This window comes from Streptomyces sp. NPDC088707 (assembly GCF_044752725.1).
Taxonomy (GTDB): Bacteria; Actinomycetota; Actinomycetes; order Streptomycetales; family Streptomycetaceae; genus Streptomyces.
Window position 1 is genome coordinate 428,124 of sequence record NZ_JBIVLV010000005.1, and the last position, 22,687, is coordinate 450,810.

25 protein-coding genes are annotated in these 22,687 nt (G+C 70.9%); 17 read left to right on the top strand and 8 right to left on the bottom strand.

From position 1 onward, the window contains the following. Position 1 precedes the first annotated feature (1 nt). Together tal and tkt are read right to left on the bottom strand one after the other, a co-directional pair. Positions 2–1,120, bottom strand: coding sequence for a transaldolase (gene tal / locus ACIP84_RS18390; protein WP_355956348.1), 1,119 nt, complete (start codon positions 1,118–1,120; stop codon positions 2–4). A 36-nt stretch (positions 1,121–1,156) separates the two neighbouring features. Further along, positions 1,157–3,244, bottom strand: a complete 2,088-nt coding sequence (tkt, locus tag ACIP84_RS18395; protein WP_355956346.1) for a transketolase — start codon at positions 3,242–3,244, stop codon at positions 1,157–1,159. Between the two features lie 314 nt (positions 3,245–3,558). Between tkt and ACIP84_RS18400 the strand changes: the two genes are divergently transcribed. The 3 genes from ACIP84_RS18400 (at position 3,559) to ACIP84_RS18410 (ending at position 6,162) form a co-directional block, all read left to right on the top strand. Then, on the top strand, positions 3,559–4,506 hold the full coding sequence (locus ACIP84_RS18400; RefSeq protein WP_401798669.1) for a heme o synthase: 948 nt from the start codon (positions 3,559–3,561) through the stop codon (positions 4,504–4,506). A 144-nt stretch (positions 4,507–4,650) separates the two neighbouring features. After that, the gene (locus ACIP84_RS18405; RefSeq protein ID WP_355956343.1) at positions 4,651–4,971 is read left to right on the top strand and encodes a hypothetical protein; all 321 of its coding nucleotides are present in this window, start codon (positions 4,651–4,653) and stop codon (positions 4,969–4,971) included. A gap of 75 nt (positions 4,972–5,046) precedes the next feature. After that, entirely contained in the window at positions 5,047–6,162 is a 1,116-nt protein-coding gene (locus ACIP84_RS18410; RefSeq protein WP_401798671.1) for an amidohydrolase family protein, read from the top strand. Between the two features lie 117 nt (positions 6,163–6,279). Here ACIP84_RS18410 and ACIP84_RS18415 read toward each other — a convergent pair whose 3' ends face one another. The 3 genes from ACIP84_RS18415 to ACIP84_RS18425 form a co-directional block, all read right to left on the bottom strand. Beyond that, positions 6,280–7,248, bottom strand: a complete 969-nt coding sequence (locus ACIP84_RS18415) for a COX15/CtaA family protein (protein ID WP_355956779.1) — start codon at positions 7,246–7,248, stop codon at positions 6,280–6,282. A 73-nt stretch (positions 7,249–7,321) separates the two neighbouring features. After that, positions 7,322–8,089 (bottom strand): ABC transporter permease, encoded by a 768-nt coding sequence (locus ACIP84_RS18420; protein ID WP_401798826.1) that lies wholly within the window; start codon positions 8,087–8,089, stop codon positions 7,322–7,324. Positions 8,090–8,103: 14 nt separating this feature from the next. Further along, positions 8,104–9,039 carry an ABC transporter ATP-binding protein gene (locus ACIP84_RS18425; RefSeq protein ID WP_355956339.1) on the bottom strand — a complete coding sequence of 312 codons (936 nt, stop codon included), beginning with the start codon at positions 9,037–9,039 and terminating at the stop codon, positions 8,104–8,106. Between the two features lie 322 nt (positions 9,040–9,361). Here ACIP84_RS18425 and ACIP84_RS18430 point away from each other — a divergent pair, with 322 nt between their 5' ends. The 8 genes from ACIP84_RS18430 (at position 9,362) to ACIP84_RS18465 (ending at position 15,949) form a co-directional block, all read left to right on the top strand. Then, on the top strand, positions 9,362–10,087 hold the full coding sequence (locus tag ACIP84_RS18430; protein WP_329277519.1) for a metalloregulator ArsR/SmtB family transcription factor: 726 nt from the start codon (positions 9,362–9,364) through the stop codon (positions 10,085–10,087). Beyond that, complete coding sequence (gene sufB / locus ACIP84_RS18435; RefSeq protein WP_030322521.1) at positions 10,084–11,499, top strand: Fe-S cluster assembly protein SufB; 1,416 nt, start codon at positions 10,084–10,086, stop codon at positions 11,497–11,499. Before ACIP84_RS18430 ends, sufB begins: the two co-directional genes overlap by 4 nt. Before the next feature lie 65 nt (positions 11,500–11,564). Further along, on the top strand, positions 11,565–12,782 hold the full coding sequence (gene sufD, locus ACIP84_RS18440) for a Fe-S cluster assembly protein SufD (protein WP_355956334.1): 1,218 nt from the start codon (positions 11,565–11,567) through the stop codon (positions 12,780–12,782). Beyond that, positions 12,782–13,099, top strand: coding sequence for a bifunctional 3-phenylpropionate/cinnamic acid dioxygenase ferredoxin subunit (locus tag ACIP84_RS18445; protein WP_030322524.1), 318 nt, complete (start codon positions 12,782–12,784; stop codon positions 13,097–13,099). Before sufD ends, ACIP84_RS18445 begins: the two co-directional genes overlap by 1 nt. A 7-nt stretch (positions 13,100–13,106) precedes the next feature. Continuing rightward, positions 13,107–13,874 (top strand): Fe-S cluster assembly ATPase SufC, encoded by a 768-nt coding sequence (sufC, locus tag ACIP84_RS18450; protein WP_030322526.1) that lies wholly within the window; start codon positions 13,107–13,109, stop codon positions 13,872–13,874. Beyond that, on the top strand, positions 13,871–15,139 hold the full coding sequence (locus ACIP84_RS18455) for a cysteine desulfurase (RefSeq protein WP_030322528.1): 1,269 nt from the start codon (positions 13,871–13,873) through the stop codon (positions 15,137–15,139). Before sufC ends, ACIP84_RS18455 begins: the two co-directional genes overlap by 4 nt. A 10-nt stretch (positions 15,140–15,149) precedes the next feature. Then, a complete protein-coding gene (gene sufU / locus ACIP84_RS18460) occupies positions 15,150–15,614 on the top strand; it encodes a Fe-S cluster assembly sulfur transfer protein SufU (protein ID WP_187624022.1) in 465 nt (154 codons plus the stop codon). Next, positions 15,611–15,949, top strand: coding sequence for a metal-sulfur cluster assembly factor (locus ACIP84_RS18465; protein WP_055602247.1), 339 nt, complete (start codon positions 15,611–15,613; stop codon positions 15,947–15,949). The genes sufU and ACIP84_RS18465 overlap by 4 nt, the downstream gene beginning before the upstream one ends. A 121-nt stretch (positions 15,950–16,070) precedes the next feature. Here ACIP84_RS18465 and ACIP84_RS18470 read toward each other — a convergent pair whose 3' ends face one another. Further along, entirely contained in the window at positions 16,071–17,171 is a 1,101-nt protein-coding gene (locus tag ACIP84_RS18470) for an oxidoreductase (RefSeq protein ID WP_401798675.1), read from the bottom strand. A 63-nt stretch (positions 17,172–17,234) separates the two neighbouring features. Between ACIP84_RS18470 and ACIP84_RS18475 the strand changes: the two genes are divergently transcribed. From ACIP84_RS18475 to ACIP84_RS18490, 4 genes are all read left to right on the top strand, one after another. Then, complete coding sequence (locus ACIP84_RS18475) at positions 17,235–17,555, top strand: DMT family transporter (protein ID WP_401798677.1); 321 nt, start codon at positions 17,235–17,237, stop codon at positions 17,553–17,555. Beyond that, positions 17,555–18,103 (top strand): TetR family transcriptional regulator, encoded by a 549-nt coding sequence (locus ACIP84_RS18480; protein ID WP_355956326.1) that lies wholly within the window; start codon positions 17,555–17,557, stop codon positions 18,101–18,103. The genes ACIP84_RS18475 and ACIP84_RS18480 overlap by 1 nt, the downstream gene beginning before the upstream one ends. 164 nt (positions 18,104–18,267) lie before the next feature. Further along, positions 18,268–19,251 carry a 2,3,4,5-tetrahydropyridine-2,6-dicarboxylate N-succinyltransferase gene (dapD, locus tag ACIP84_RS18485; protein WP_073917191.1) on the top strand — a complete coding sequence of 328 codons (984 nt, stop codon included), beginning with the start codon at positions 18,268–18,270 and terminating at the stop codon, positions 19,249–19,251. Positions 19,252–19,313: 62 nt separating this feature from the next. Then, a complete protein-coding gene (locus ACIP84_RS18490; protein WP_401798679.1) occupies positions 19,314–19,532 on the top strand; it encodes a hypothetical protein in 219 nt (72 codons plus the stop codon). On the opposite strand, the gene dapA is transcribed toward ACIP84_RS18490, so the two are convergent. After that, a complete protein-coding gene (gene dapA / locus ACIP84_RS18495) occupies positions 19,511–20,410 on the bottom strand; it encodes a 4-hydroxy-tetrahydrodipicolinate synthase (RefSeq protein WP_401798681.1) in 900 nt (299 codons plus the stop codon). The two genes, ACIP84_RS18490 and dapA, sit on opposite strands and share 22 nt — an antisense overlap. 132 nt (positions 20,411–20,542) lie before the next feature. Between dapA and ACIP84_RS18500 the strand changes: the two genes are divergently transcribed. After that, positions 20,543–21,295 (top strand): SDR family NAD(P)-dependent oxidoreductase, encoded by a 753-nt coding sequence (locus tag ACIP84_RS18500; RefSeq protein ID WP_401798683.1) that lies wholly within the window; start codon positions 20,543–20,545, stop codon positions 21,293–21,295. An 84-nt stretch (positions 21,296–21,379) separates the two neighbouring features. Here the strand turns inward: ACIP84_RS18500 and ACIP84_RS18505 are convergent, their stop codons facing one another. Beyond that, the gene (locus ACIP84_RS18505; protein ID WP_401798685.1) at positions 21,380–21,838 is read right to left on the bottom strand and encodes a GNAT family N-acetyltransferase; all 459 of its coding nucleotides are present in this window, start codon (positions 21,836–21,838) and stop codon (positions 21,380–21,382) included. Positions 21,839–21,935: 97 nt separating this feature from the next. Between ACIP84_RS18505 and ACIP84_RS18510 the strand changes: the two genes are divergently transcribed. Next, the gene (locus ACIP84_RS18510; RefSeq protein WP_401798686.1) at positions 21,936–22,649 is read left to right on the top strand and encodes an antibiotic biosynthesis monooxygenase; all 714 of its coding nucleotides are present in this window, start codon (positions 21,936–21,938) and stop codon (positions 22,647–22,649) included. Positions 22,650–22,687 lie beyond the last annotated feature (38 nt).

Consider the following 22,687-nt stretch of genomic DNA (forward strand, 5'->3'; position numbering starts at 1 on the left):
CTTACGCCTCCGAAGGTGCGAGGCGCGAGAGCTCCGCCTCGGTGGACTTGAGAAGGTCGTTCCAGGACGCCTCGAACTTCTCGACGCCCTCGTCCTCGAGGAGCTGGACGACATCGTCGTAGGCGATGCCCAGCTTCTCGACGGCCGCGAGCTCGGCACGCGACTGGTCGTAGGTGCCGTGCACGGTGTCACCTTCGACCACGCCGTGGTCGGCGGTGGCCTCCAGGGTGGCCTCCGGCATGGTGTTGACCGTGCCCGGGGCGACCAGGTCCACGACGTACAGGGTGTCCTTGTACGCCGGGTCCTTGACGCCGGTCGAGGCCCACAGCGGACGCTGCTTGTTGGCCTGCGCCTTGTCGAGGGCGGCCCAGCGCTCCGAGGAGAAGACCTCCTCGAACGCCTCGTACGCCAGACGCGCGTTGGCCAGCGCGGCCTTGCCCTTGAGGGCCTTGGCCTCGTCGGTGCCGATGGCGTCCAGGCGCTTGTCGATCTCCGAGTCCACCCGGGACACGAAGAAGGAGGCCACCGAGTGGATCTTGGAGAGGTCGAGGCCGCGCTCGCGGGCCTTCTCCAGACCCGCCAGGTAGGCGTCCATGACCGCGCGGTAGCGCTCGAGCGAGAAGATCAGCGTCACGTTGACGCTGATGCCGAGGCCGATGACCTCGGTGATCGCCGGCAGACCCGCCTTGGTGGCCGGGATCTTGATGAGCGTGTTGGGGCGGTCCACCAGCCAGGCCAGCTGCTTGGCCTCGGCGATGGTGGCGGTCGTCTCGTGGGCGAGACGGGGGTCGACCTCGATGGAGACCCGGCCGTCCTGGCCCTGGGTCGCGTCGAAGACGGGACGCAGGATGTCGGCGGCGTCGCGGACGTCCGCCGTCGTGATCATCCGGACGGCTTCGTCGACGGTCACCTTGCGGGCGGCGAGGTCGGCGAGCTGCTGCTCGTAACCGTCACCGTGCGAGATGGCCTTCTGGAAGATCGACGGGTTCGTGGTCACACCGACCACGTGGCTCTGGTCGATGAGCTCGGCCAGGTTGCCGGACGTGATCCGCTTGCGCGAGAGGTCGTCCAGCCAGATCGCGACGCCTTCGTCGGAGAGGCGCTTGAGAGCGTCTGTCATGAGAATTCCATCTCCATTAAGTCGTACGTATGCGGATCAGCGCGCGGCGGCGTCGATCGATTCCCGGGCGGCGGCGACGATGGCCTCCGGCGTGAAACCGAACTCGCGGAACAGGACCTTCGCGTCCGCCGAGGCACCGAAGTGCTCCAGGGAGACGATCCGGCCGGCGTCGCCGACGTAGCGGTGCCAGGTGAGGCCGATACCGGCCTCGACCGCCACACGGGCCTTGACCGACGGCGGCAGGACGGAGTCCTTGTACGCCTGGTCCTGCTCCTCGAACCACTCCACGGACGGCATCGAGACCACACGGGTCGGGACGCCGGCGGCCTGGAGCTGCTCGCGGGCCTCGACGGCCAGGTGCACCTCGGAGCCCGTGCCGATCAGCACGACCTCCGCGTCGCCGCCCTCGGCCTCGAACAGCACGTAGCCGCCCTTGACCGTGTCCTCGTTCGGCGCGTACGTCGGCACACCCTGGCGGGTGAGCGCCAGACCGTGCGGGGCGCCCTTGCCGAAGACCTTCGTGTGGCGCTGCATGATCTCGCGCCAGGCGATGGCCGTCTCGTTGGCGTCGGCCGGACGGACCACGTTGAGACCCGGGATCGCGCGCAGCGAGGCCAGGTGCTCCACGGGCTGGTGCGTCGGGCCGTCCTCGCCCAGACCGATCGAGTCGTGGGTCCAGACGTACGTCACCGGGAGGTGCATCAGGGCCGACAGACGGACGGCGTTGCGCATGTAGTCGGAGAACACCAGGAAGGTGCCGCCGTAGATGCGCGTGTTGCCGTGCAGCGCGATGCCGTTCATCTCCGCGGCCATGGAGTGCTCGCGGATGCCGAAGTGGATCGTGCGGCCGTACTTGTCGGCCTCCGGCAGCGGGTTGCCCTCGGGCAGGAACGACGAGTTCTTGTCGATCGTCGTGTTGTTGGAGCCGGCGAGGTCGGCCGAGCCGCCCCACAGCTCCGGGATGACCGCGCCGAGCGCCTTGAGGACCTGGCCCGAGGCGGCACGGGTGGCGACACCCTTGCCCGGCTCGAAGACCGGGAGCTTCTCGGCCCAGCCGGCCGGCAGCTCGTTCGCCTGGATGCGGTCGAACTCGGCGGCGCGCTCCGGGTTGGCCGTACGCCACTCGGCGAGGGACTTCTCCCACGCGGCGCGTGCCTCGCGGCCGCGGTCGCCCAGCGAACGGGTGTGTGCGATGACCTCGTCGGTGACCTCGAAGGTCTTCTCCGGGTCGAAGCCGAGGACGCGCTTGGTGGCCGCGATCTCCTCGTCGCCGAGCGCCGAGCCGTGGGCGGCCTCGGTGTTCTGCGCGTTCGGGGCGGGCCAGGCGATGATCGAGCGCATCGCGATGAACGACGGACGCTCGGTCTCGGCCTCGGCGGCCTTGATCGCCGCGTAGAGACCGGCCGGGTCCAGGTCGCCGTTGGCCTGGGGCTCGACGCGCTGGACGTGCCAGCCGTACGCCTCGTACCGCTTCATCGTGTCCTCGGACACGGCGGTCTCGGTGTCGCCCTCGATCGAGATGTGGTTGTCGTCCCACAGCAGGATCAGGTTGCCGAGCTTCTGGTGGCCGGCGAGCGAGGACGCCTCCGCGGAGATGCCCTCCTGCAGGCAGCCGTCACCGGCGATCGCGTAGATGCGGTGGTCGAACGGGGAGGTGCCGGCGGCGGCCTCCGGGTCGAACAGGCCGCGCTCGAAGCGGGAGGCCATCGCCATGCCCACGGCGTTGGCGACACCCTGGCCCAGCGGGCCCGTGGTGGTCTCGACCGCGGGGGTGTGGCCGTACTCCGGGTGGCCGGGGGTCTTCGAGCCCCAGGTGCGGAAGGCCTTCAGGTCGTCCAGTTCGAGCCCGAAGCCACCCAGGTACAGCTGGGTGTAGAGGGTCAGGGACGAGTGTCCGGCGGAGAGGACGAACCGGTCGCGCCCGACCCACTGGGGGTCGGCCGGGTCGTGCCGCATCACCTTCTGGAAGAGGGTGTACGCGGCGGGCGCCAGGCTCATGGCCGTACCGGGATGGCCGTTGCCGACCTTCTGTACGGCGTCCGCCGCCAGGATGCGGGCGGTGTCGACGGCCCGCTGGTCCAACTCGGTCCACTCGAGGTCTGTGGTGGTCGGCTTAGTGCTCACCCTGGGTCAGGGCTCCTCTCCACATGTCTGAAGCCGGTGACTGAGGGTGTACCGGCGTTGTCGAGCCTACCCCCGCCGGAACGTCCCTCTTTTCGTGTGCATGCCCCTCAAATGAGCGGACACAGCAAGACTGCCGCCGCCCGTGTGAGTTCGCCTCCCGAGGCGTGTCCACGCCTTGGGACACACCGCCTCAACACGACCCCACCCCCGCGAAGATCGGCGTCTGGGCAACGTCTACAGTGGCGTGGTACGCGCAAGCTTCACCCCACCTTCATCCGGGGAGCTTGCTGGGAATTTCTCTGTCAGGGGTGTGCGTGACGGCCGTCGAGTCCCGACCCGCAGGGGTCGTCTTGACTCCCAGCCCGGGGGGCCATCGGCCGTTCGGGGCCCGCGTCAAGGCATACGTGGCGCTGACCAAGCCGCGGATCATCGAACTGCTGCTCATCACCACCGTTCCGGTGATGTTCCTCGCCGAGCAGGGCGTGCCCGACCTGTGGCTGGTGCTCGCCACCTGCTTCGGCGGCTACCTCTCCGCGGGCGGCGCCAACGCGCTGAACATGTGCATCGACCGCGACATCGACGCGCTGATGGACCGGACCTCCCAGCGTCCGCTGGTCACCGGCGTCCTGACGCCGCGCGAGGGCCTGGTCTTCGGCCTCACCCTCGCCGTGGTCTCCACGCTCTGGTTCGGCCTGCTCGTCAACTGGCTCTCCGCCGCACTCTCGCTCGGCGCGCTCCTCTTCTACGTCGTCGTCTACACGATGATCCTGAAGCGCCGCACCGCGCAGAACATCGTCTGGGGCGGGATCGCCGGCTGCCTCCCGGTCCTCATCGGCTGGTCGGCCGTCACGAACTCGATGTCCTGGGCGGCGATCATCCTCTTCGCCGTCATCTTCTTCTGGACGCCGCCGCACTACTGGCCGCTGTCGATGAAGGTGAAGGACGACTACGCCCGCGCCGGCGTGCCGATGCTCCCGGTCCTCGCCTCCAACAAGGTCGTCGCCAAGCAGATCGTCGCGTACAGCTGGGTGATGGTCGCCGTCTCGCTGCTGCTGACGCCGCTCGGCTACACCGGCTGGTTCTACCTGTCGGTCGCCCTGCTCACCGGCGGCTGGTGGCTCTGGGAGGCGCACGGCCTGCTCAACCGGGCCAAGGCGGGCGCCACCGGCGCGAAGCTCAAGGAGATGCGCCTCTTCCACTGGTCCATCACCTATGTCTCGCTGCTCTTCGTGGCGGTCGCGGTGGACCCGTTCCTCCGTTAGGAACGCCCTCCGGAGGGACTTTCCGGGACGTCTCGACCGATGTCTCCGCTCAGATGATCTGCTCGGCCGGCGGCCGGGTCACGTGGGATAGGCCACGTGACCCGGCCGTCGCCAGTAGATCTACCCCTCGGTAGCATCCCTTTCATGGCAGAAACGAAGCAGGAAGAGCGCAAGGCGGCCAGGCTCGCCAAGGAGATCAAGGCCTTCGCCAAGGAGCACGGCGGCTCCGAGGGGCACCTCGCGCACATCGGTCAGGCGGGCACCCGGATCGTCCTCGTCGGCACCGACGGCGGCTGGGGCGACCTCGTCGCGCCGACGTACGAGATCGCGCGCCAGGCCGCCGAGAAGGCCGGCCTCACCCTCCACGAGGAGTTCGACGGCGAGTTCGCCGCCAAGGTCGAGACCGGTCCGTACGAGTGGACCCGGATGGCCGGTATCCAGATCGGCGGCCCCTCCAACGGCTGAGGCAACAACCTCGCGCGGGGCTCACCCGTTAGGACGTGTGGAGAAGCGACACGGCCACGCAGGGAGCCCCCCGAGATGATCGACACGCCGAGCCTGGTGGACCAGTACTGCCACGGGGTGCTCCGTACGGAGCTCGGCCTCGGCACCTTCGAGGCCCGCCTCGGCGCCCAGCTGGGCGGGAGCGGCGCGCTGCCCGCAGCGGGCACCACCTTCTTCGACACCCAGACCGGCTTCGCCGTGCGCCGGTGGTGCCCGCCGCTGCTCGGTCTCGAAGCGCACTGCCCACCGGCCCGGTACCTCGCGCGCCGCCGCGAACTGGGCGTCGCCGAGTCGGGCCGGCGACTGCTGAGGGCCTCCGGGATCGCCACGTACCTCGTCGACACCGGGCTCCCCGACGACCTCACGGGACCGGCCGAACTCGGCGCCACCGGGGCCGCCGAGGCCCATGAGATCGTCCGCCTCGAACCCCTCGCCGAGCAGGTCGCCGACACCTCGGGGACCGTCGAGGCCTTCCTCGCCAACCTCGCCGAGGCCGTCCACGGGGCCGCCGTCCACGCCGTGGCCTTCGCCTCCGTGGCGGGAGTACGCCAGGGACTCACCCACACGCCCGCACCCCCGGGACCCGGAGAGGTACGCGGCGCCGCGGGACGCTGGCTCGCCGCACGCCCGGCCGGCGGCCCGCTCACCGACCCCGTCCTGCTGCGCCATCTGCTCTGGATCGCGGTCACCGCAGGACGCCCCCTGCAGCTGCACACCGGGGACCGGGACCCCGCCTCGCTCGCCGGATTCGCCGCCGCCACCGCGGGGCTCGGCACCGACCTGGTGCTGCTCCACTCCTACCCGTACCACCGCGCCGCCGCGCACCTGACCGCCGTGCACCCGCACGTCCACGCCGACCTGGGCCCCGTCCTCGCGCACACCGGGGCACGGGCGGCGGCCGTCCTCGCCGAGGTCCTGGAGCGCGCGCCGTTCGGGAAGCTGCTGTTCTCCAGCGGCGCCCAGGGACTGCCCGAGCTCCATGTGGTCGCCGCGAACGTCTTCCGCACCGCCCTCACCCGGGTGCTCGGCGAGTGGGTCATGGACGGCGCCTGGTCCCGTACGGACGCCCAGCGCGTCGCCACGATGATCGCTTCGGCGAACGCACGCCGGGTCTACCGGCTCGCCGGACCCGCTGCCGGCCCCCACCGGTAGCGTTCCCCGGACCACGTCGGGTGCTTCCCCGCAGGCGACGGGGACATCAGGCACAGGGCGAAGGCGTCGACCCAGGTGCGCGCCCGGACGCCCGGTGCCCCGGGCGTCCGGGGAGTCTCAGGCGGTGGCGAGCGCGGGGTCGGCCTGGGCCGGGATGTCGGCGGTGGGGAGCGGGCGCTCGCGCAGGCTCAGGGCCAGGCGCAGGACCGCGATCCACATCAGGGACGAGCCGAGCATGTGGGCGGCGACCAGGAGCTCGGGGACCCCGGTGAAGTACTGCACGTAGCCGACGACGCCCTGCGCGAGCAGCACGATCAGCAGGTCGCGGGCGCGCGCCCGGGTGTCGAGCGGGGCGTCCACCACGCGAAGGACCAGCCACATCGCGAGCGCCAGGGCGCAGACGACCCAGGCGGCGATGGCGTGGAGGTGCGCGGCGTCCGTCCAGTCCCACGGCATGCGCGGCACGTCGCTGCTGTCACCGGCGTGCTTGCCGGCGCCGGTCACCGTCGTACCGAGCGCGATCAGCAGGCCCGACGTGATCGTGATCGCCCAGGACAGCCTGCGGACCGGGCGCGGCACGCGCGGCCGGGCGGCGGTGTCGCCCTCGCCGGTCCGGTGCCAGGTGATGACGGCGACGGTGAGCAGCGCGTTCGCGGCGAGGAAGTGGCCGGCGACCGTCCACGGGTTGAGGCCCATCCACACCGTGATGCCGCCGATGACGGCGTTGCTCATCACGATCCAGAACTGGGCCCAGGCGAGCCGGGTCAGCCCGCGCCGCCACGGCTTGGTGGACCGGGCGGCGATGATCGCCCAGCCGACCGCGGCCGACAGGACGTAGGTCAGCATCCGGTTGCCGAACTCGATCGCGCCGCGGTATCCCTGCTCGGGCGTCACGATCAGGCTGTCGTCGGTGCACTTCGGCCAGGTGTCGCAGCCGAGACCGGAACCGGTCAGCCGGACCGCGCCACCGGTGACGATGATGAGCACGCTCATCACGACGGCGGAGAGCGCGGCGCGCCGGAGCGTCCTGGGGGACGGAGTCCAGCGCCTGGCGATGGAGGCGAGGGGGGTCAGCACGGGCCCTATCGTAGGCCGGGGCTTGTGCACGCTTTCACGAGGGGTGCCTTGTCGGGAAACGTCACCCTCTGGGACCCCTCCGCTACTCCCAGCGGAAGAACTTCGCCGCCGCGCCGAGGCCGAGGACCGCCCAGACCGCGAGGGCCAGCGCGTCGCCCCAGGGCAGGGCCGCGCCGTCCTGGAGGACCGCGCGCAGACCGTCGGAGAGGGCCGAGATCGGGAGCAGCTCCAGGACCGAGCGGGCCGCGTCCGGGAACTTCTCCAGCGGGACGATGACGCCGCCGCCCACCAGGAGCAGCAGGAAGACCAGGTTGGCGGCGGCCAGGGTGGCCTCCGCCTTCAGGGTGCCCGCCATCAGCAGGCCGAGGCCGGAGAAGGCGGCCGTGCCGAGGACCAGGAGTACGAGGACCGCCAGCGGGTTGCCCCGCGGGGACCAGCCGAGGCCCAGGGCGATCGCCGTCAGGAGGGCGATCTGGAGGACCTCGGTCACCAGGACGGCGAGCGTCTTGGCGGTCATCAGCGCCCAGCGGGGGAGCGGTGAGGCGCCGAGGCGCTTGAGCACCCCGTACCGCCGCTCGAAGCCGGTCGCGATGGCCTGGCCGGTGAACGCGGTCGACAGGACGGCGAGCGCGAGGACGCCCGGGGCGAGGAAGTCGACGGCCTCGTCCGCGCCCGTATCGATGATGTCGACGGTGGAGAAGAGCACCAGGAGCAGCGACGGGATGATCACGGTGAGCAGCAGCTGCTCGCCGTTGCGCAGCAGCATCCGGGTCTCCAGCGCCGTCTGCGCCGCGATCATCCGGCCGACGGGGGCGGCTCCCGGGCGGGGGGCGTACGTACCGGTGCTCACGACCGAACCCTTGCTCACGACCGCAGTTCCTTGCCCGTCAGTTCGAGGAAGACGTCCTCGAGAGTGTGGCGCTCGACGGAGATGCCGTCGGGCATGACGCCGTGCTGGGCGCACCAGCTGGTGACCGTGGCCAGCAGCTGGGGGTCGATGGCGCCGGTGATCCGGTAGGTGCCCGGGAGCGGCTCCGCCGCGGCGGTGCCGTCGGGCAGCGCCTTGAGCAGTGAGCCCAGGTCGAGTCCGGGGCGGCCGGTGAAGCGGAGGGTGTTCTCGGCGCCGCCGCGGCACAGCTGCTCGGGGCTGCCCTGGGCGGCGATCCGGCCGGCGTCGACGATGGCGACGTCGTCGGCGAGTTCCTCCGCCTCCTGCATGAAGTGGGTGGTGAGGACCACGGTCACCCCGTCGGCGCGCAGCTCGCGCACGAGGTCCCAGGTGGCGCGGCGGGCCTGCGGGTCGAGTCCGGCGGTCGGCTCGTCGAGGAAGACGAGCTCGGGGCGGCCGACGACGGCCATGGCGAGCGCGAGGCGCTGCTGCTGGCCGCCGGAGAGGCGCCGGTAGGTGGTGCGGCCGCAGGAGCCGAGGCCGAGGCGTTCGACGAGCGCGTCCACGTCCAGCGGGTGGGCGTGCAGTTTCGCCATGTGGCGGAGCATCTCGTCGGCGCGGGCGCCGGAGTAGACGCCGCCGGACTGGAGCATGACGCCGATCCGGGGCCGCAGGGCGGCCGCGTCGGCGACCGGGTCGAGGCCGAGGACGCGCACGGTGCCGGCGTCCGGCCTCCGGTAGCCCTCGCAGGTCTCGATGGTGGTGGTCTTGCCGGCCCCGTTGGGGCCGAGGACGGCGGTCACGGTGCCGGCCCGCACATCGAGGTCGAGGCCGTCGACGGCGGTCTTGTGGCCGTACCGCTTGACCAGGCCACGGACCTGGACGACGGACCCGACGGACTCGTTTCGCATGTCGGGAAGTCTAGAGAGGGGCCGGGGGGCCTCCCGGCGCGGGGCCCGGGTCCCCGGAACGTCCGATTCAGGTGGTCCGCGGTGCGATCTCCCTTTCGTCGCGCCGGGCGCCTAAGAGGCCGGCGGAGCCCCTGTGGCCTGCGGGTACTGCCTCCCGAGGCGGCCGGGTCCGGCGCGCGGGGAGCGCGGGGCGAAGGGGCTGATTCGTCCTACGAATGATCGTTTCCGCAGGTCAGGTAAGCCTTACCTGAGTGACGCACCGCACCGTGGCCGCGTCCGGCGCGGCTTGTCAGTCCGAGATTAATTACGCAACAATGGCGTTGTGAAAAACGTTGGCGCGGCTCCGGTGGAGGAACTCGCGACCCGTGAGCGTTCGACCCGCAACCGTGTTGCGCGGTCGATCCTGGACCACGGGCCGTCGACCGTCGCCGATCTCGCCGGGCGACTCCGCCTCACCCAGGCGGCCGTCCGCCGTCATCTCGACTCGCTGGTCGCCGACAACGTCGTGGAAGCACGCGAGCAGCGCGTCTACGGGGCGCGCGCCCGCGGCCGCCCCGCGAAGGTCTTCGCGCTCACCGACTGCGGCCGGGACGCCTTCGACCAGTCGTACGACTCGCTCGCCGTCGAGGCGCTCCGGTGGATCGAGCGCAACGCCGGCGGGGAAGCGGCGGTGGCCGCCTTCGCCCGCGACCGGATCGAGGCCCAGGCGGACGCCTACCGAGAAGCCGTCGAGGCCGTCGAACCGGAGCGGCGGACCGAGGCGCTTGCCAAGGCCCTGACCGCCGACGGGTACGCTGCCACTGCGCGGAACGCGCCGGTCGGCGAGCAGCTCTGCCAGCACCACTGCCCGGTGGCCCACGTCGCCGAGCAGTATCCACAGCTGTGCGAGGCGGAGACGGAATTCTTCTCCCGCCTCCTGGGAACGCACGTCCAGCGTCTGGCCACCATCGCGCATGGTGACGGCGTCTGCACCACGTTCATCCCGCACAGCGCCCCACAGACCACCGAATCAGCATCCGCAAGCACGGCCGGGAGGAACCCCGCATGACCACCGAGATCAGCCACCCCGAGCTCGAGGGCCTGGGTCGGTACGAGTACGGCTGGGCCGACTCCGACACCGCCGGTGCCACCGCCAAGCGCGGTCTGAACGAGGACGTCGTCCGCGACATCTCCTCGAAGAAGAACGAGCCCGAGTGGATGCTGAAGCTGCGTCTCAAGGGTCTGCGGCTCTTCGACAAGAAGCCCATGCCGACCTGGGGCTCCGACCTCTCCGGCATCGACTTCGACAACATCAAGTACTTCGTGCGGTCCACCGAGAAGCAGGCCGAGTCCTGGGAGGACCTGCCGGAGGACATCAAGAACACGTACGACAAGCTCGGCATCCCCGAGGCGGAGAAGCAGCGCCTCGTCGCCGGTGTCGCCGCCCAGTACGAGTCCGAGGTCGTCTACCACCAGATCCGTGAGGACCTGGAGGAGCAGGGCGTCATCTTCGTCGACACCGACACCGCGCTGAAGGAGCACGAGGAACTCTTCCGCGAGTACTTCGGCACGATCATCCCGGTCGGCGACAACAAGTTCGCCTCCCTGAACACCGCCGTCTGGTCCGGCGGATCGTTCATCTACGTGCCGAAGGGCGTGCACGTCGAGATCCCGCTCCAGGCCTACTTCCGTATCAACACGGAGAACATGGGCCAGTTCGAGCGGACGCTGATCATCGTCGACGAGGACGCCTACGTCCACTACGTCGAGGGCTGCACCGCGCCGATCTACTCGTCGGACTCGCTGCACAGCGCTGTCGTCGAGATCATCGTGAAGAAGGGCGGCCGCTGCCGCTACACGACCATCCAGAACTGGTCGAACAACGTCTACAACCTGGTGACCAAGCGCGCCGTCGCCTACGAGGGCGCCACCATGGAGTGGGTCGACGGCAACATCGGCTCCAAGGTCACCATGAAGTACCCGGCCGTCTACCTGATGGGCGAGCACGCCAAGGGCGAGACCCTCTCCATCGCCTTCGCGGGCGAGGGCCAGCACCAGGACGCCGGCGCCAAGATGGTCCACATGGCCCCGAACACCTCCTCCAACATCGTCTCCAAGTCGGTGGCGCGAGGCGGCGGCCGCACCTCCTACCGCGGTCTCATCGAGATCGGCGAGGGTGCCCCGGGCGCCAAGTCCAACGTGCTCTGCGACGCGCTGCTCGTCGACACGATCTCCCGCTCGGACACGTACCCCTACGTGGACGTGCGCGAGGACGACGTCTCCATGGGCCACGAGGCCACCGTCTCCAAGGTCTCCGAGGACCAGCTCTTCTACCTGATGAGCCGCGGCCTCACCGAGTTCGAGGCCATGGCGATGATCGTCCGCGGTTTCGTCGAGCCCATCGCCAAGGAACTCCCGATGGAGTACGCCCTGGAGCTCAACCGGCTGATCGAGCTGCAGATGGAGGGCTCGGTGGGCTGACGCCCGCCCCGCCCCGCAGCGCCCGATTTTCTTTACGTACGCAGGAAGAGAGCAACACGACAGCCATGGCTGAGGCTCAGAACTCCCCCACTCTCGGATCCGCTCGAGCGGGGGGACCCCCTCCCGCGGGCTCCACCACCGCGGGCTCGATCGCGGTGGCCGCCGAGTCCACCGTCGCCACCCGCATGAGCGCGCCCCCGTCCTTCGACGTGGCGGACTTCCCCGTGCCGCACGGCCGCGAGGAGGAGTGGCGGTTCACCCCGCTCGAGCGCCTCCGCGGCCTGCACGACGGCACCGCCGTCGCGACCGGCGAGGGCGTCAAGGTCGAGATCGAGGCCCCCGAGGGCGTCACCGTGGAGACCGTCGGCCGCGACGACGAGCGCCTCGGCAAGGCCGGCACGCCCGTCGACCGCGTCGCCGCGCAGGCGTACTCCTCCTTCGAGAAGGCCTCGGTCGTCACCGTCGCCAAGGAGGCCGTGCTCACCGAGCCGATCCGCATCACCGTGCACGGTGAGGGCGGCGTCGCCTTCGGCCACCAGGTCATCGAGCTCGGCGCCTTCGCCGAGGCCGTCGTGGTCCTCGACCACTCCGGCGACGCGGTGCTCGCCGCCAACGTCGACTACGTCCTGGGTGACGGCGCCAAGCTGACCGTCGTCTCCGTCCAGGACTGGGACGAGAAGGCCGTCCACGTCGCCCAGCACAACGCCCTGGTCGGCCGTGACGCCTCCTTCAAGTCCGTCATCGTCACCTTCGGCGGCGACGTCGTCCGCATCCACCCGCGGGTGGCGTACGCGGCGCCCGGCGGCGAGGCCGAGCTGTTCGGTCTGTACTTCACCGACGCCGGCCAGCACCAGGAGCACCGCCTCCTGGTCGACCACAACACCCCGCACTGCAAGTCCAACGTGGCCTACAAGGGCGCGCTGCAGGGCCAGGACGCGCACGCCGTCTGGATCGGCGACGTGCTCATCCAGGCCGCTGCCGAGGGCACGGACACGTACGAGCTCAACCGGAACCTGGTCCTCACGGACGGCGCCCGGGTCGACTCCGTACCGAACCTGGAGATCGAGACCGGCGAGATCGCCGGCGCCGGTCACGCCTCGGCCACCGGTCGTTTCGACGACGAGCAGCTCTTCTACCTGATGTCCCGCGGTATCCCGCAGGCCGAGGCCCGTCGCCTCGTCGTCCGCGGTTTCTTCGCGGAGCTCGTCCAGCAGATCGGTCTGCCGGACGTGGAGGAGCGCCTCATCGCCAAGATCGAGGCCGAGCTGGAGGCCTCCGTCTGATGGCCTTCGTCCGAGTCTGCGCGCTGAGCGAGCTGGAGGCCGACACCCCGAAGCGGGTCGAGGTCGACGGCACGCCGGTGTCGGTCGTGCACACCGAGGGCGAGGTGTTCGCGATCAACGACATCTGCTCGCACGCGAACGTCTCCCTCTCGGAGGGCGAGGTCGAGGACTGCGCCATCGAGTGCTGGCTGCACGGCTCCAGCTTCGACCTCCGCACCGGCAAGCCCTCCGGCCTTCCCGCGACGCGCCCCGTCCCCGTATACCCCGTAAAGATCGAAGGGGACGATGTGCTCGTCTCCGTCACCCAGGAGTCCTGAGTCACCCATGGCAACGCTTGAAATCCGCAACCTGCACGTCTCCGTCGAGGCCGAGAACGGCCCCCGCGAGATCCTCAAGGGTGTCGACCTGACCATCAAGCAGGGCGAGACCCACGCCGTCATGGGCCCCAACGGCTCCGGCAAGTCGACCCTGGCGTACTCGCTCGCCGGCCACCCGAAGTACACGGTCACCGGCGGCACCGTCACCCTCGACGGCGAGGACGTCCTGGAGATGTCGGTCGACGAGCGCGCCCGCGCCGGCGTCTTCCTGGCCATGCAGTACCCGGTCGAGGTCCCCGGTGTCTCGGTCTCCAACTTCCTGCGCACCTCCGCCACCGCGATCCGCGGCGAGGCCCCCAAGCTGCGCACCTGGGTGAAGGAGGTCAAGTCCGCGATGGAGCAGCTCCAGATGGACCCGGCCTTCGCCGAGCGCAACGTCAACGAGGGCTTCTCCGGCGGTGAGAAGAAGCGCCACGAGATCCTCCAGCTGGAGCTCCTCAAGCCGAAGATCGCGATTCTCGACGAGACCGACTCCGGCCTGGACGTCGACGCGCTGCGCCAGGTCTCCGAGGGCGTCAACCGCGTCCGCGAGACCGGTGAGGTCGGCACCCTGCTGATCACGCACTACACGCGGATCCTCCGCTACATCAAGCCCGACTTCGTGCACGTCTTCTCCGGCGGGCGCATCGTCGAGTCCGGCGGCGCCGAGCTCGCCGACAAGCTGGAGAACGAGGGCTACGAGGCCTACAGCACGAAGGGTGGCGCATCCGCGTGACATCTGCCCATCAGGGGCTCTCCGGCCTCCTCGACACCGAGGCGATCCGCAAGGACTTCCCGCTCCTGGATCGCGTGGTCCACGACGGCAAGAAGATCGTGTACCTCGACTCCGCTGCGACCTCGCAGAAGCCGCGGCAGGTCCTCGACGCGCTCAACACGTACTACGAGCGTCACAACGCCAACGTCCACCGCGGCGTCTACACGGTCGCCGAGGAGGCGACGGCGCTGTACGAAGGCGCCCGTGACAAGGTCGCGGCCTTCATCAACGCCCCGAGCCGCGACGAGGTGATCTTCACCAAGAACGCCTCGGAGTCGCTCAACCTGGTGGCCAACATGCTGGGCTGGGCCGACGAGCCCTACCGCGTGGACCACGAGACCGAGATCGCCATCACGGAGATGGAGCACCACTCCAACATCGTGCCGTGGCAGCTGCTCTCGCAGCGCACGGGCGCGAAGCTGAAGTGGTTCGGCCTCACCGACGACGGCCGTCTCGACCTCTCGAACATCGAAGAGGTCATCACCGAGAAGACCAAGATCGTCTCGTTCACGCTGGTCTCGAACCTGCTGGGCACGGTCAACCCGGTCGAGACGATCATCCGTCGCGCCCAGGAGGTCGGTGCGCTCGTCTGCATCGACGCCTCCCAGGCCGCCCCGCACATGGTCCTGGACGTGCAGGCGCTCCAGGCCGACTTCGTGGCCTTCACCGGCCACAAGATGTGCGGCCCGACGGGCATCGGCGTCCTCTGGGGCCGCCAGGAGCTGCTCGAGGACCTGCCGCCCTTCCTGGGCGGCGGCGAGATGATCGAGACCGTCTCGATGCACTCCTCGACGTACGCGCCGGCCCCGCACAAGTTCGAGGCGGGTACGCCCCCGATCGCCCAGGCCGTCGGCCTCGGCGCGGCCGTGGACTACCTCTCGGCGATCGGCATGGAGAACATCGCGCGCCATGAGCACGCGATCACCGAGTACGCCGTGCGGCGCCTCCAGGAGGTTCCGGACCTGCGGATCATCGGCCCCACCACGGCCGAGGACCGCGGCGCGGCGATCTCCTTCACGCTCGGCGACATCCACCCGCACGACGTGGGCCAGGTCCTCGACGAAGAGGGCATCGCGGTCCGGGTCGGCCACCACTGCGCGCGGCCGGTCTGCCTGCGGTACGGAATTCCTGCGACCACGCGGGCGTCGTTCTATCTGTACTCCACCCCGGCCGAGGTCGACGCCCTCGTCGCGGGTCTGGAGCACGTACGGAACTTCTTCGGCTAGGGGACGGCTCGTGAAGCTGGATTCGATGTACCAGGACGTCATCCTGGACCACTACAAGCACCCGCACGGGCGCGGTCTTCGGGACGGCGACGCCGAGGTGCACCACGTCAACCCGACGTGCGGCGACGAGATCACGCTCCGCGTGAAGTACGAGGGCTCGCGGATCGAGGACGTGTCGTACGAGGGCCAGGGCTGCTCCATCAGCCAGGCCTCGGCGTCCGTCCTCAACGAGCTGCTCGTCGGCAAGGAGCTGGCGGACGCGCAGAAGATCCAGGGCACCTTCCTGGAGCTGATGCAGTCCAAGGGCCAGATCGAGCCCGACGACGCGATGGAGGAGATCCTGGAGGACGCGGTCGCGTTCGCCGGAGTCTCCAAGTACCCGGCCCGTGTGAAGTGCGCGCTGCTCAGCTGGATGGCGTGGAAGGACGCGACCGCCCAGGCCCTGGGCGACGCGGCGGAGAGGAAGTCGGCATGACCGAGAACGCCGAGGCCACGATGAAGCCGGCCTCCGAGGAAGAAGTCCGCGAGGCGCTGTACGACGTCGTCGACCCCGAGCTGGGCATCGACGTCGTCAACCTGGGCCTGATCTACGGCATCCACATCGACGAGTCGAACATCGCGACGCTGGACATGACCCTGACGTCGGCGGCCTGTCCGCTGACCGATGTGATCGAGGACCAGGCGAAGTCCGCGACGGACGGCATCGTCAGCGAACTGAAGATCAACTGGGTCTGGATGCCCCCGTGGGGCCCGGACAAGATCACGGACGACGGTCGCGAGCAGCTGCGCGCGCTCGGCTTCAACGTCTGATCGACCCTTCCCGTACGCGGGTGAACGGCCGTGCCCTCCGGGGCACGGCCGTTTCGCGTGCCTCCGGGGCCAGGGAGGGTCTTGTCGATCAGGCCGGGCTCGGCCTGATCGACGAGACCTCCTAGGCGAGTCCGGCCGCGCGTGCCAGGTTCTCCTTGCGGATCCGCTGGTCGACGTAGAGCAGCGCGGTGACCAGCGGTGGGAAGACGGAGACGACCGCCTGGCTGATCAGCTGGCCGAGGATCAAGAACGTGAAGATCACGCTCAGGGACGCGATCACGGCGGCGGAGTCCTCGCCGGAGAAGTCGGTGAGCGTCAGCGGGGCCGACGCGAGGGTGGAGAGGGCCTGCTGGATCAGCATGCCGACGACGGAGGCCATGATCCCGGCGGCGAGGAGACAGCCGAAGACGCGCCACCAGTCACCGCGGACCAGCTGCGAGGAGCGGCGCATCGAGGCGACCGGTCCCTGGCCCTCCATCACGGCCGCCGCCGGGGCCATGCTGAACTTCACCCAGATCCAGAGGGCGAAAGGAAGGGTCGCCAGCGCCACCAGGAACAGGACCAGGGGGAGGACGAACGAGATTCCCGAGTCGTCGGAGCCGTAGTCCGCTCCGGAGGACGCGTCGGCGAGCTCGGCGAACAGGGTCGCCATCATCGCCGCGAAGCCGCCCAGGAACAGCAGCATCGGGATCAGCAGCGCCGCGCTCGTCAGGAACACGGTGCCGAGCACGGCCGGCATCCGGTCCCATGCCCGGCGCCAGATCGCGCCGAAGGTCGTGGGGCGGCCGAGTACCGCCTCCTGGACCACGGCCGGACAGGCCGCCGCCACCAGGGCGTTCGCGCAGACCATCGCGATCATGGCGGCCAGCCAGACGCAGACGAAGGCGATGAGCAGCGGCCGGATGTCGTCCCACCGCGGCTCCTGGCCCGAGGGCAGGTCGAACACGGCGGGGAGGTCGTCGCCGACGACCGCGTACGCGATGCCGATCGCCGCCGCGACGACCAGCAGGGCGCCGAGGTAGATCACCGCGGCGACCCCGAGGAGCTGCTTCCAGTAACGGCCGAAGGCCGCGAAGGCGCCGGTCAGGATCGTGCTGAAGGTGAGCGGCGCCAGGGGTATCACGCCGGGCTTCGGCGGCGGGGGCGGCGGCGGATAGCCGTAGCCGTAGGGCGGCAGCGGCCCGGAGGGACCGTAGGGCGGCGGCCCTGGGGGAATCGTCATGCGGGACACCGTATCGGGCAGCTTTGTGTACGCGCGTACGCATCGTTGTGTACGCTTGTACGCATGGGTTACGGACTGCTCGCGGGCGCCATCGCGGCCGAGATACTCGCCACCACCTCCATGAAGTACAGCGAGGGGTTCAGCCGACTCTGGCCCTCGATCGTCACCGGCGTGGGCTACGTGGTCGCCTTCGCGCTCCTGGCGCAGGCGCTCAAGACGCTCCAGGTCGGCACCGCGTACGCCATCTGGGCCGGCGTCGGCACCGCCGCCGTCGCCGCCATCGGCATCCTCTTCCTCGGCGAGACCCTCAGCCTCGCCAAGATCGCGGGGATCGTCCTCATCGTCGCGGGGGTCGTCGTCCTCAACCTGGGCGGTGCCCACTGATGGCCCGCGCCCGCCGCCACGACCCCGAACGGCGGGACCGCATCGTCGAGGCGGCCCTCCGGGTCGCCGGACGCTCCGGGATCGCCGGGCTCAGCCACCGCACCGTGGCCGCCGAGGCGGACGTGCCCCTCGGCTCGACCACGTACCACTTCGCCTCCCTCGACGAACTCCTCGTCGCCGCCCTCCGCAAGGCCAACGAGGACTTCGCGCGGCTGCTCCGCGAGCACCCCGTCCTCAACGCGCCGGACACCGACCTCGCCGCCGCGCTCGCCCGCTTCCTGGGGGAGTGGATCGGCGGCGAACGCGCCCAGGTGGAGCTGGAGTACGAGCTCTACCTCGCCGCCCTGCGCCGCCCCGCGCTCCGCCCCGTGGCCGCCGAGTGGGCCGAGACCGTGGTCTCCGTCCTCTCCCACCGCACCGACCCGGCCACCGCGCGCGCCCTGGTCGCCCTCGTGGACGGCATCAGCCTCCAGTCCCTGCTCACCGGCGAGCCGTACGACGAGGAGTACGCGCGCGTGATGCTGACCCGGGTGCTGCGCCCGGCATGAGCAGGAGCGGGGCGAGGGCCGGGCGAGAGCCGGACGACGGCCCTGCCCGACCTGAAGGAAGGACCGAGACGGCCCCTCCCGCGCTCGTCGGAACCGCCTACACGCTCGACCGACACCTGAGACCGGTTGGCCCGCGCGGGGCCCCGCCGGTTAGGTTTTCCGTCATGACCACTGCTCCTCGCACCACCGGCGCCGTCGCCGCCGGCCTCGCCACCATCGCCGGCGACGGCACCGTTCTCGACACCTGGTTCCCCGCCCCCGAGCTGACCGAGGCCGCAGGCCCCGCCGGCACCGAGCGGCTCACCCCCGACGAGGCCGTGAACGCCCTCGGCGAAGGCGCCGCCAAGGCCCTCGGCGTGGACGCCCGCCGCGGCGTCGAGGTGGTCGCCGTCCGCACCGTCATCTCCTCGCTGGACGAGAAGCCGCTCGACGCGCACGACGCCTACCTGCGTCTGCACCTGCTCAGCCACCGCCTGGTCAAGCCGCACGGCCAGAGCCTGGACGGCGTCTTCGGCCTCCTCGCCAACGTCGCCTGGACCTCGCTCGGTCCGGTCGCCGTCGACGACATCGAGAAGGTCCGCCTCAACGCGCGCGCCGAGGGCCTGCACCTCGCCGTCACCAGCATCGACAAGTTCCCGCGGATGACGGACTACGTCGCGCCCGCCGGGGTCCGGATCGCCGACGCCGACCGGGTGCGGCTCGGCGCCCACCTCGCGGCCGGCACCACCGTCATGCACGAGGGCTTCGTCAACTTCAACGCCGGCACCCTCGGCACCTCGATGGTCGAGGGCCGGATCTCCGCCGGCGTCGTCGTCGGCAACGGCTCCGACATCGGCGGCGGCGCCTCCACCATGGGGACCCTGTCGGGCGGCGGCAACGTCGTCATCTCGATCGGCGAGCGCTGCCTGATCGGTGCCGAGGCGGGCGTCGGCATCGCGCTCGGTGACGAGTGCGTCGTCGAGGCCGGTCTGTACGTCACCGCCGGCACCCGGGTCACGATGCCCGACGGCGAGATCGTGAAGGCCCGCGACCTCTCCGGCGCCTCGAACATCCTGTTCCGCCGCAACTCGGTCACCGGCGCCGTCGAGGCCCGCCCGAACAACGCGGTCTGGGGCGGGCTGAACGACATCCTCCACAGCCACAACTGATCCGGTGACTCTGCGTTAACAGAACGCAGAGTCACTGCACGCAGACGAGGCGAGGAGTCGACATGAGGGCGAAGCGCATGGTCGCAGGAGTGCTCACGACGGTGGCGGTCCTGCTACCGGCCGGGACGGCCGTGGCGGACGAGACGCACACCCACAACGGGCCCACCGTCTCCAACGGGCCCAGCCTCTCGCTCCACACGGGTCAGATCGACGACCCGCTGGAGGACGTCCTGGAGCACGCCGCCGTCCTCGGCAGGACCTACACCACCGACTCCGCCTGAAGCAGCGCCTCGTACAGACCACGCAGCCCGTCGACCGACTCCCGGTCGGCGGGCTGCAGCGGTTCGCGCACCGGGCCGCCCAGCAGCGCCTTGACGGTCACCGTGCCGGGCAGACCCGCGGCCATCATCCGTTCGGCGAGCGGCAGCAGCCGGGCGTTGAGCCGGGCCGCCTCCGCCGTGTCGCCCGCGTCGAAGGCGTCGAGGACCGCGCGCAGCTGACGGGGCGCCACGTTCGCCACCGTGCTGACATAGCCGGCGCCGCCGACCGCGTACAGCGGCAGGTTCAGCTCCTCGCAGCCCGAGTAGTACGCGAGCGGGGTCTCCGCGATCAGCCGGGCCGAGCCCAGCAGGTCGTACGCGCAGTCCTTGACGGCCACGATCCGCGGGTGCTCGGCGAGCCGCCGCAGCGTCTCGGGCTCGACGCGCGTGCCGGTGCGGCCGGGGATGTCGTAGACCATCACCGGGAGGCCGGTCGCCTCCGCGACCTTCAGGAAGTGGGCCTCGACGGCCGGCTGCGGAGGGCGGCTGTAGTACGGGGTGACGACGAGCAGGCCGTCCGCGCCCGCCGCCTCGGCCCGGCGGGCCAGTTCGGCCGTGTGCCGGGTGTCGGCGGTGCCGACGCCGGCGACGACCGAGGGGCCGGGGCCCACGGCCTCCCGGACGGCGCGGACGAGCGCGGCCTTCTCGGCGTCGGTGGTGGTCGGTGACTCACCGGTGGTGCCGTTCAGGACCAGACCGTCGCAGCCGTCGCCGACGAGCCGGGCGGCCAGCTTGCCCGCCTCGTCGAGGTCGAGCCCGCCGTCGGCGGTGAACGGGGTGATCATCGCGCAGAGCGCGCGGCCGAAGGGGCGTGCCGGGCGGGAAGGGGAAGTGCTCATCACCGAAGTCTGAGCGGTTTGCACGGTGAAGGTCCACTTAGATCTGCTTCGGCGGAAAGATCACGATCACTTAAGCGTGCGGGCTCTGGCATGATCGACGGGCGCGACAGGGGGACATGGAGACAGCACAGCATGAGCGCACACAGCACCGACGGCGACCGCGTCGCCCTCGTCACCGGCTCGTCCTCGGGCATCGGCGCCGCCGTCGCCCGCCGCCTCGCCGAGGCCGGATACCGGGTCGTGGTCAACTCCGCCCGCTCCGTCGAGGCGGGCGAACGCCTCGCCGCCGACCTGCCCGGCGCCGTCTACCTCCAGGCGGACGTCTCCGACGAGACCCAGGCCCAGGCCCTCGTCGAGCGGGCCGTGGAGACCCTCGGCCGCCTCGACCTCCTCGTCAACTGCGCGGGCACCACCCGGTTCATCCCGCACGACGACCTCGAAGCCGCCTCGCCCGAGGTCTGGCGCCACCTCTACGACGTCAACGTCATCGGCGTCTGGCAGACCATCACCGCCGCCGTCCCGCACCTGCGGAAGAGCCGCGGCGCCATCGTCAACGTCTCCTCCCAGGCCGGCGTCCGGCCGGGCGGCAGCTCCATCCCGTACGCCGTCTCCAAGGCGGCCGTCAACCACATGACGAAGCTCCTCGCCAAGGCCCTCGGCCCCGACGTCCGGGTCAACGCGGTCGCGCCCGGCCTCATCGACACCCCCTGGTTCGACGGGGTCGACGGCGCCGACGCGGCCAAGGCGCATGTGGCCGACGTCGTCCCGCTGCGCCGGGTCGGCCGGGCCGAGGACATCGCCGGCGCCGTCCACGACCTGGCCCACTCCGCGTACATCACCGGCGAGGTGCTTCTCGTGGACGGCGGCGGCCACCTGCTCGGCTGACGGCGGGTCCCGCCGAGCGGGCCGGTCCGCGCTCCGACCGGGGCGGGCCGGACCGCTCAGCGCGCGAGCTGGGGCCCGCACCCGTCAGAGCGTGAGCTTGAAGCCCTCGTGGCTGCGCGCGTACCCCAGGGAGGCGTAGAAGCGGTGGGCGTCCGTGCGCGGCTTGCCGCTGGTCAGCTGGACCAGCGCGCAGCCGCGTTCCCGCGCGCGTGCCGCGGCCCGCTCCATCAGCTCCCGGCCGAGGCCGCCGCCGCGCCGGTCGGCCCGGATCCGGACCGCCTCGACGAGGGCCCGCTCGGCGCCGCCCCTGCCGAGCCCCGGGATGTACGTGATCTGGAGGCAGCCGAGGACCAGCTCGCCGTCCGTCAGGACCAGCATCTCGTTGCGCGGATCGGCCTCGATGTCCGCGAAGGCCCGCTCGTACGCCTCGGCGACGGTGACCGAGGCCGGGTCCACGACCGTGTCCTCGTCGGCCAGGAGCGCGAGGACGGCGGGAAGTTCGGCGCGGGTCGCGGGGCGCAGGGTCAGGTCACGAAGGATCATGGCGCGAAGTCTCGCACGGGAACGGGGGTTGACCTCAACCAAGGTTGAGGGACGACGGTGGAGCCATCCGAGGAACCCCCGAGGAACAGGAGACCTCATGAACGCCGTCGCCCACCCCGATGCCCGCCCCGACCTCCACCGCCCCGGAGTCGGCGCCGTCCTCGTCAGCACCTGGCGGGTCGGCACCCCGGAGCGCCAGCGCGCGGCCGTCGACGCCATCCGCGAGACCTGGGAGAGCCGGGAATGGCCCGACCTCGGGCTTCTCTCGTACAGCGTCTACGTCGGGACCGACGGGGACACGCTGCTGCACTACTCGCAGTGGACCGCCGAGCAGGCCTACGAGGACTTCCTCCGCACCTACCGCGACGACCGGAACGCCGAGATCGACGCCGCCGTGCCCGGCATCGAGCGGGTGGAGCTCCGACGCTACGCGCCGATCCACCGCTCCGCCGTCCGCGACGGGTCGGGCACGGGGGAGCTGCCCGGGGTCGTCGTGGTCGTCGAGGCCGACTTCGGCGGGCCGGACGCGGGGAGCCGGCAGGACTGGGTGGACACCGTGTTCGCCGCCCTGGACGAGGACGCGGCGCTGCGGCCGGGGTCCGGCGGGTCCGGCGCCCACTTCCATCTGTCCACCGACGGCGGCCGGGTCCTGAACTACGCCGAGTGGGAGAGCGAGCGGGCCCACGCGGAGTGGCTCGCGGACGACGCCAGGCTGAGCGAGGCCTGGACGCGGGTGCACCACCACCCGGGGCTCGTGGGCAGCCGGGTGAAGCGGTACACGCCCGCGCTCAGCCTGAGCGCGGGCGTGTGAGACGGCCGGACGGCCCGGAGCGGTTCACCGCCGCGCCG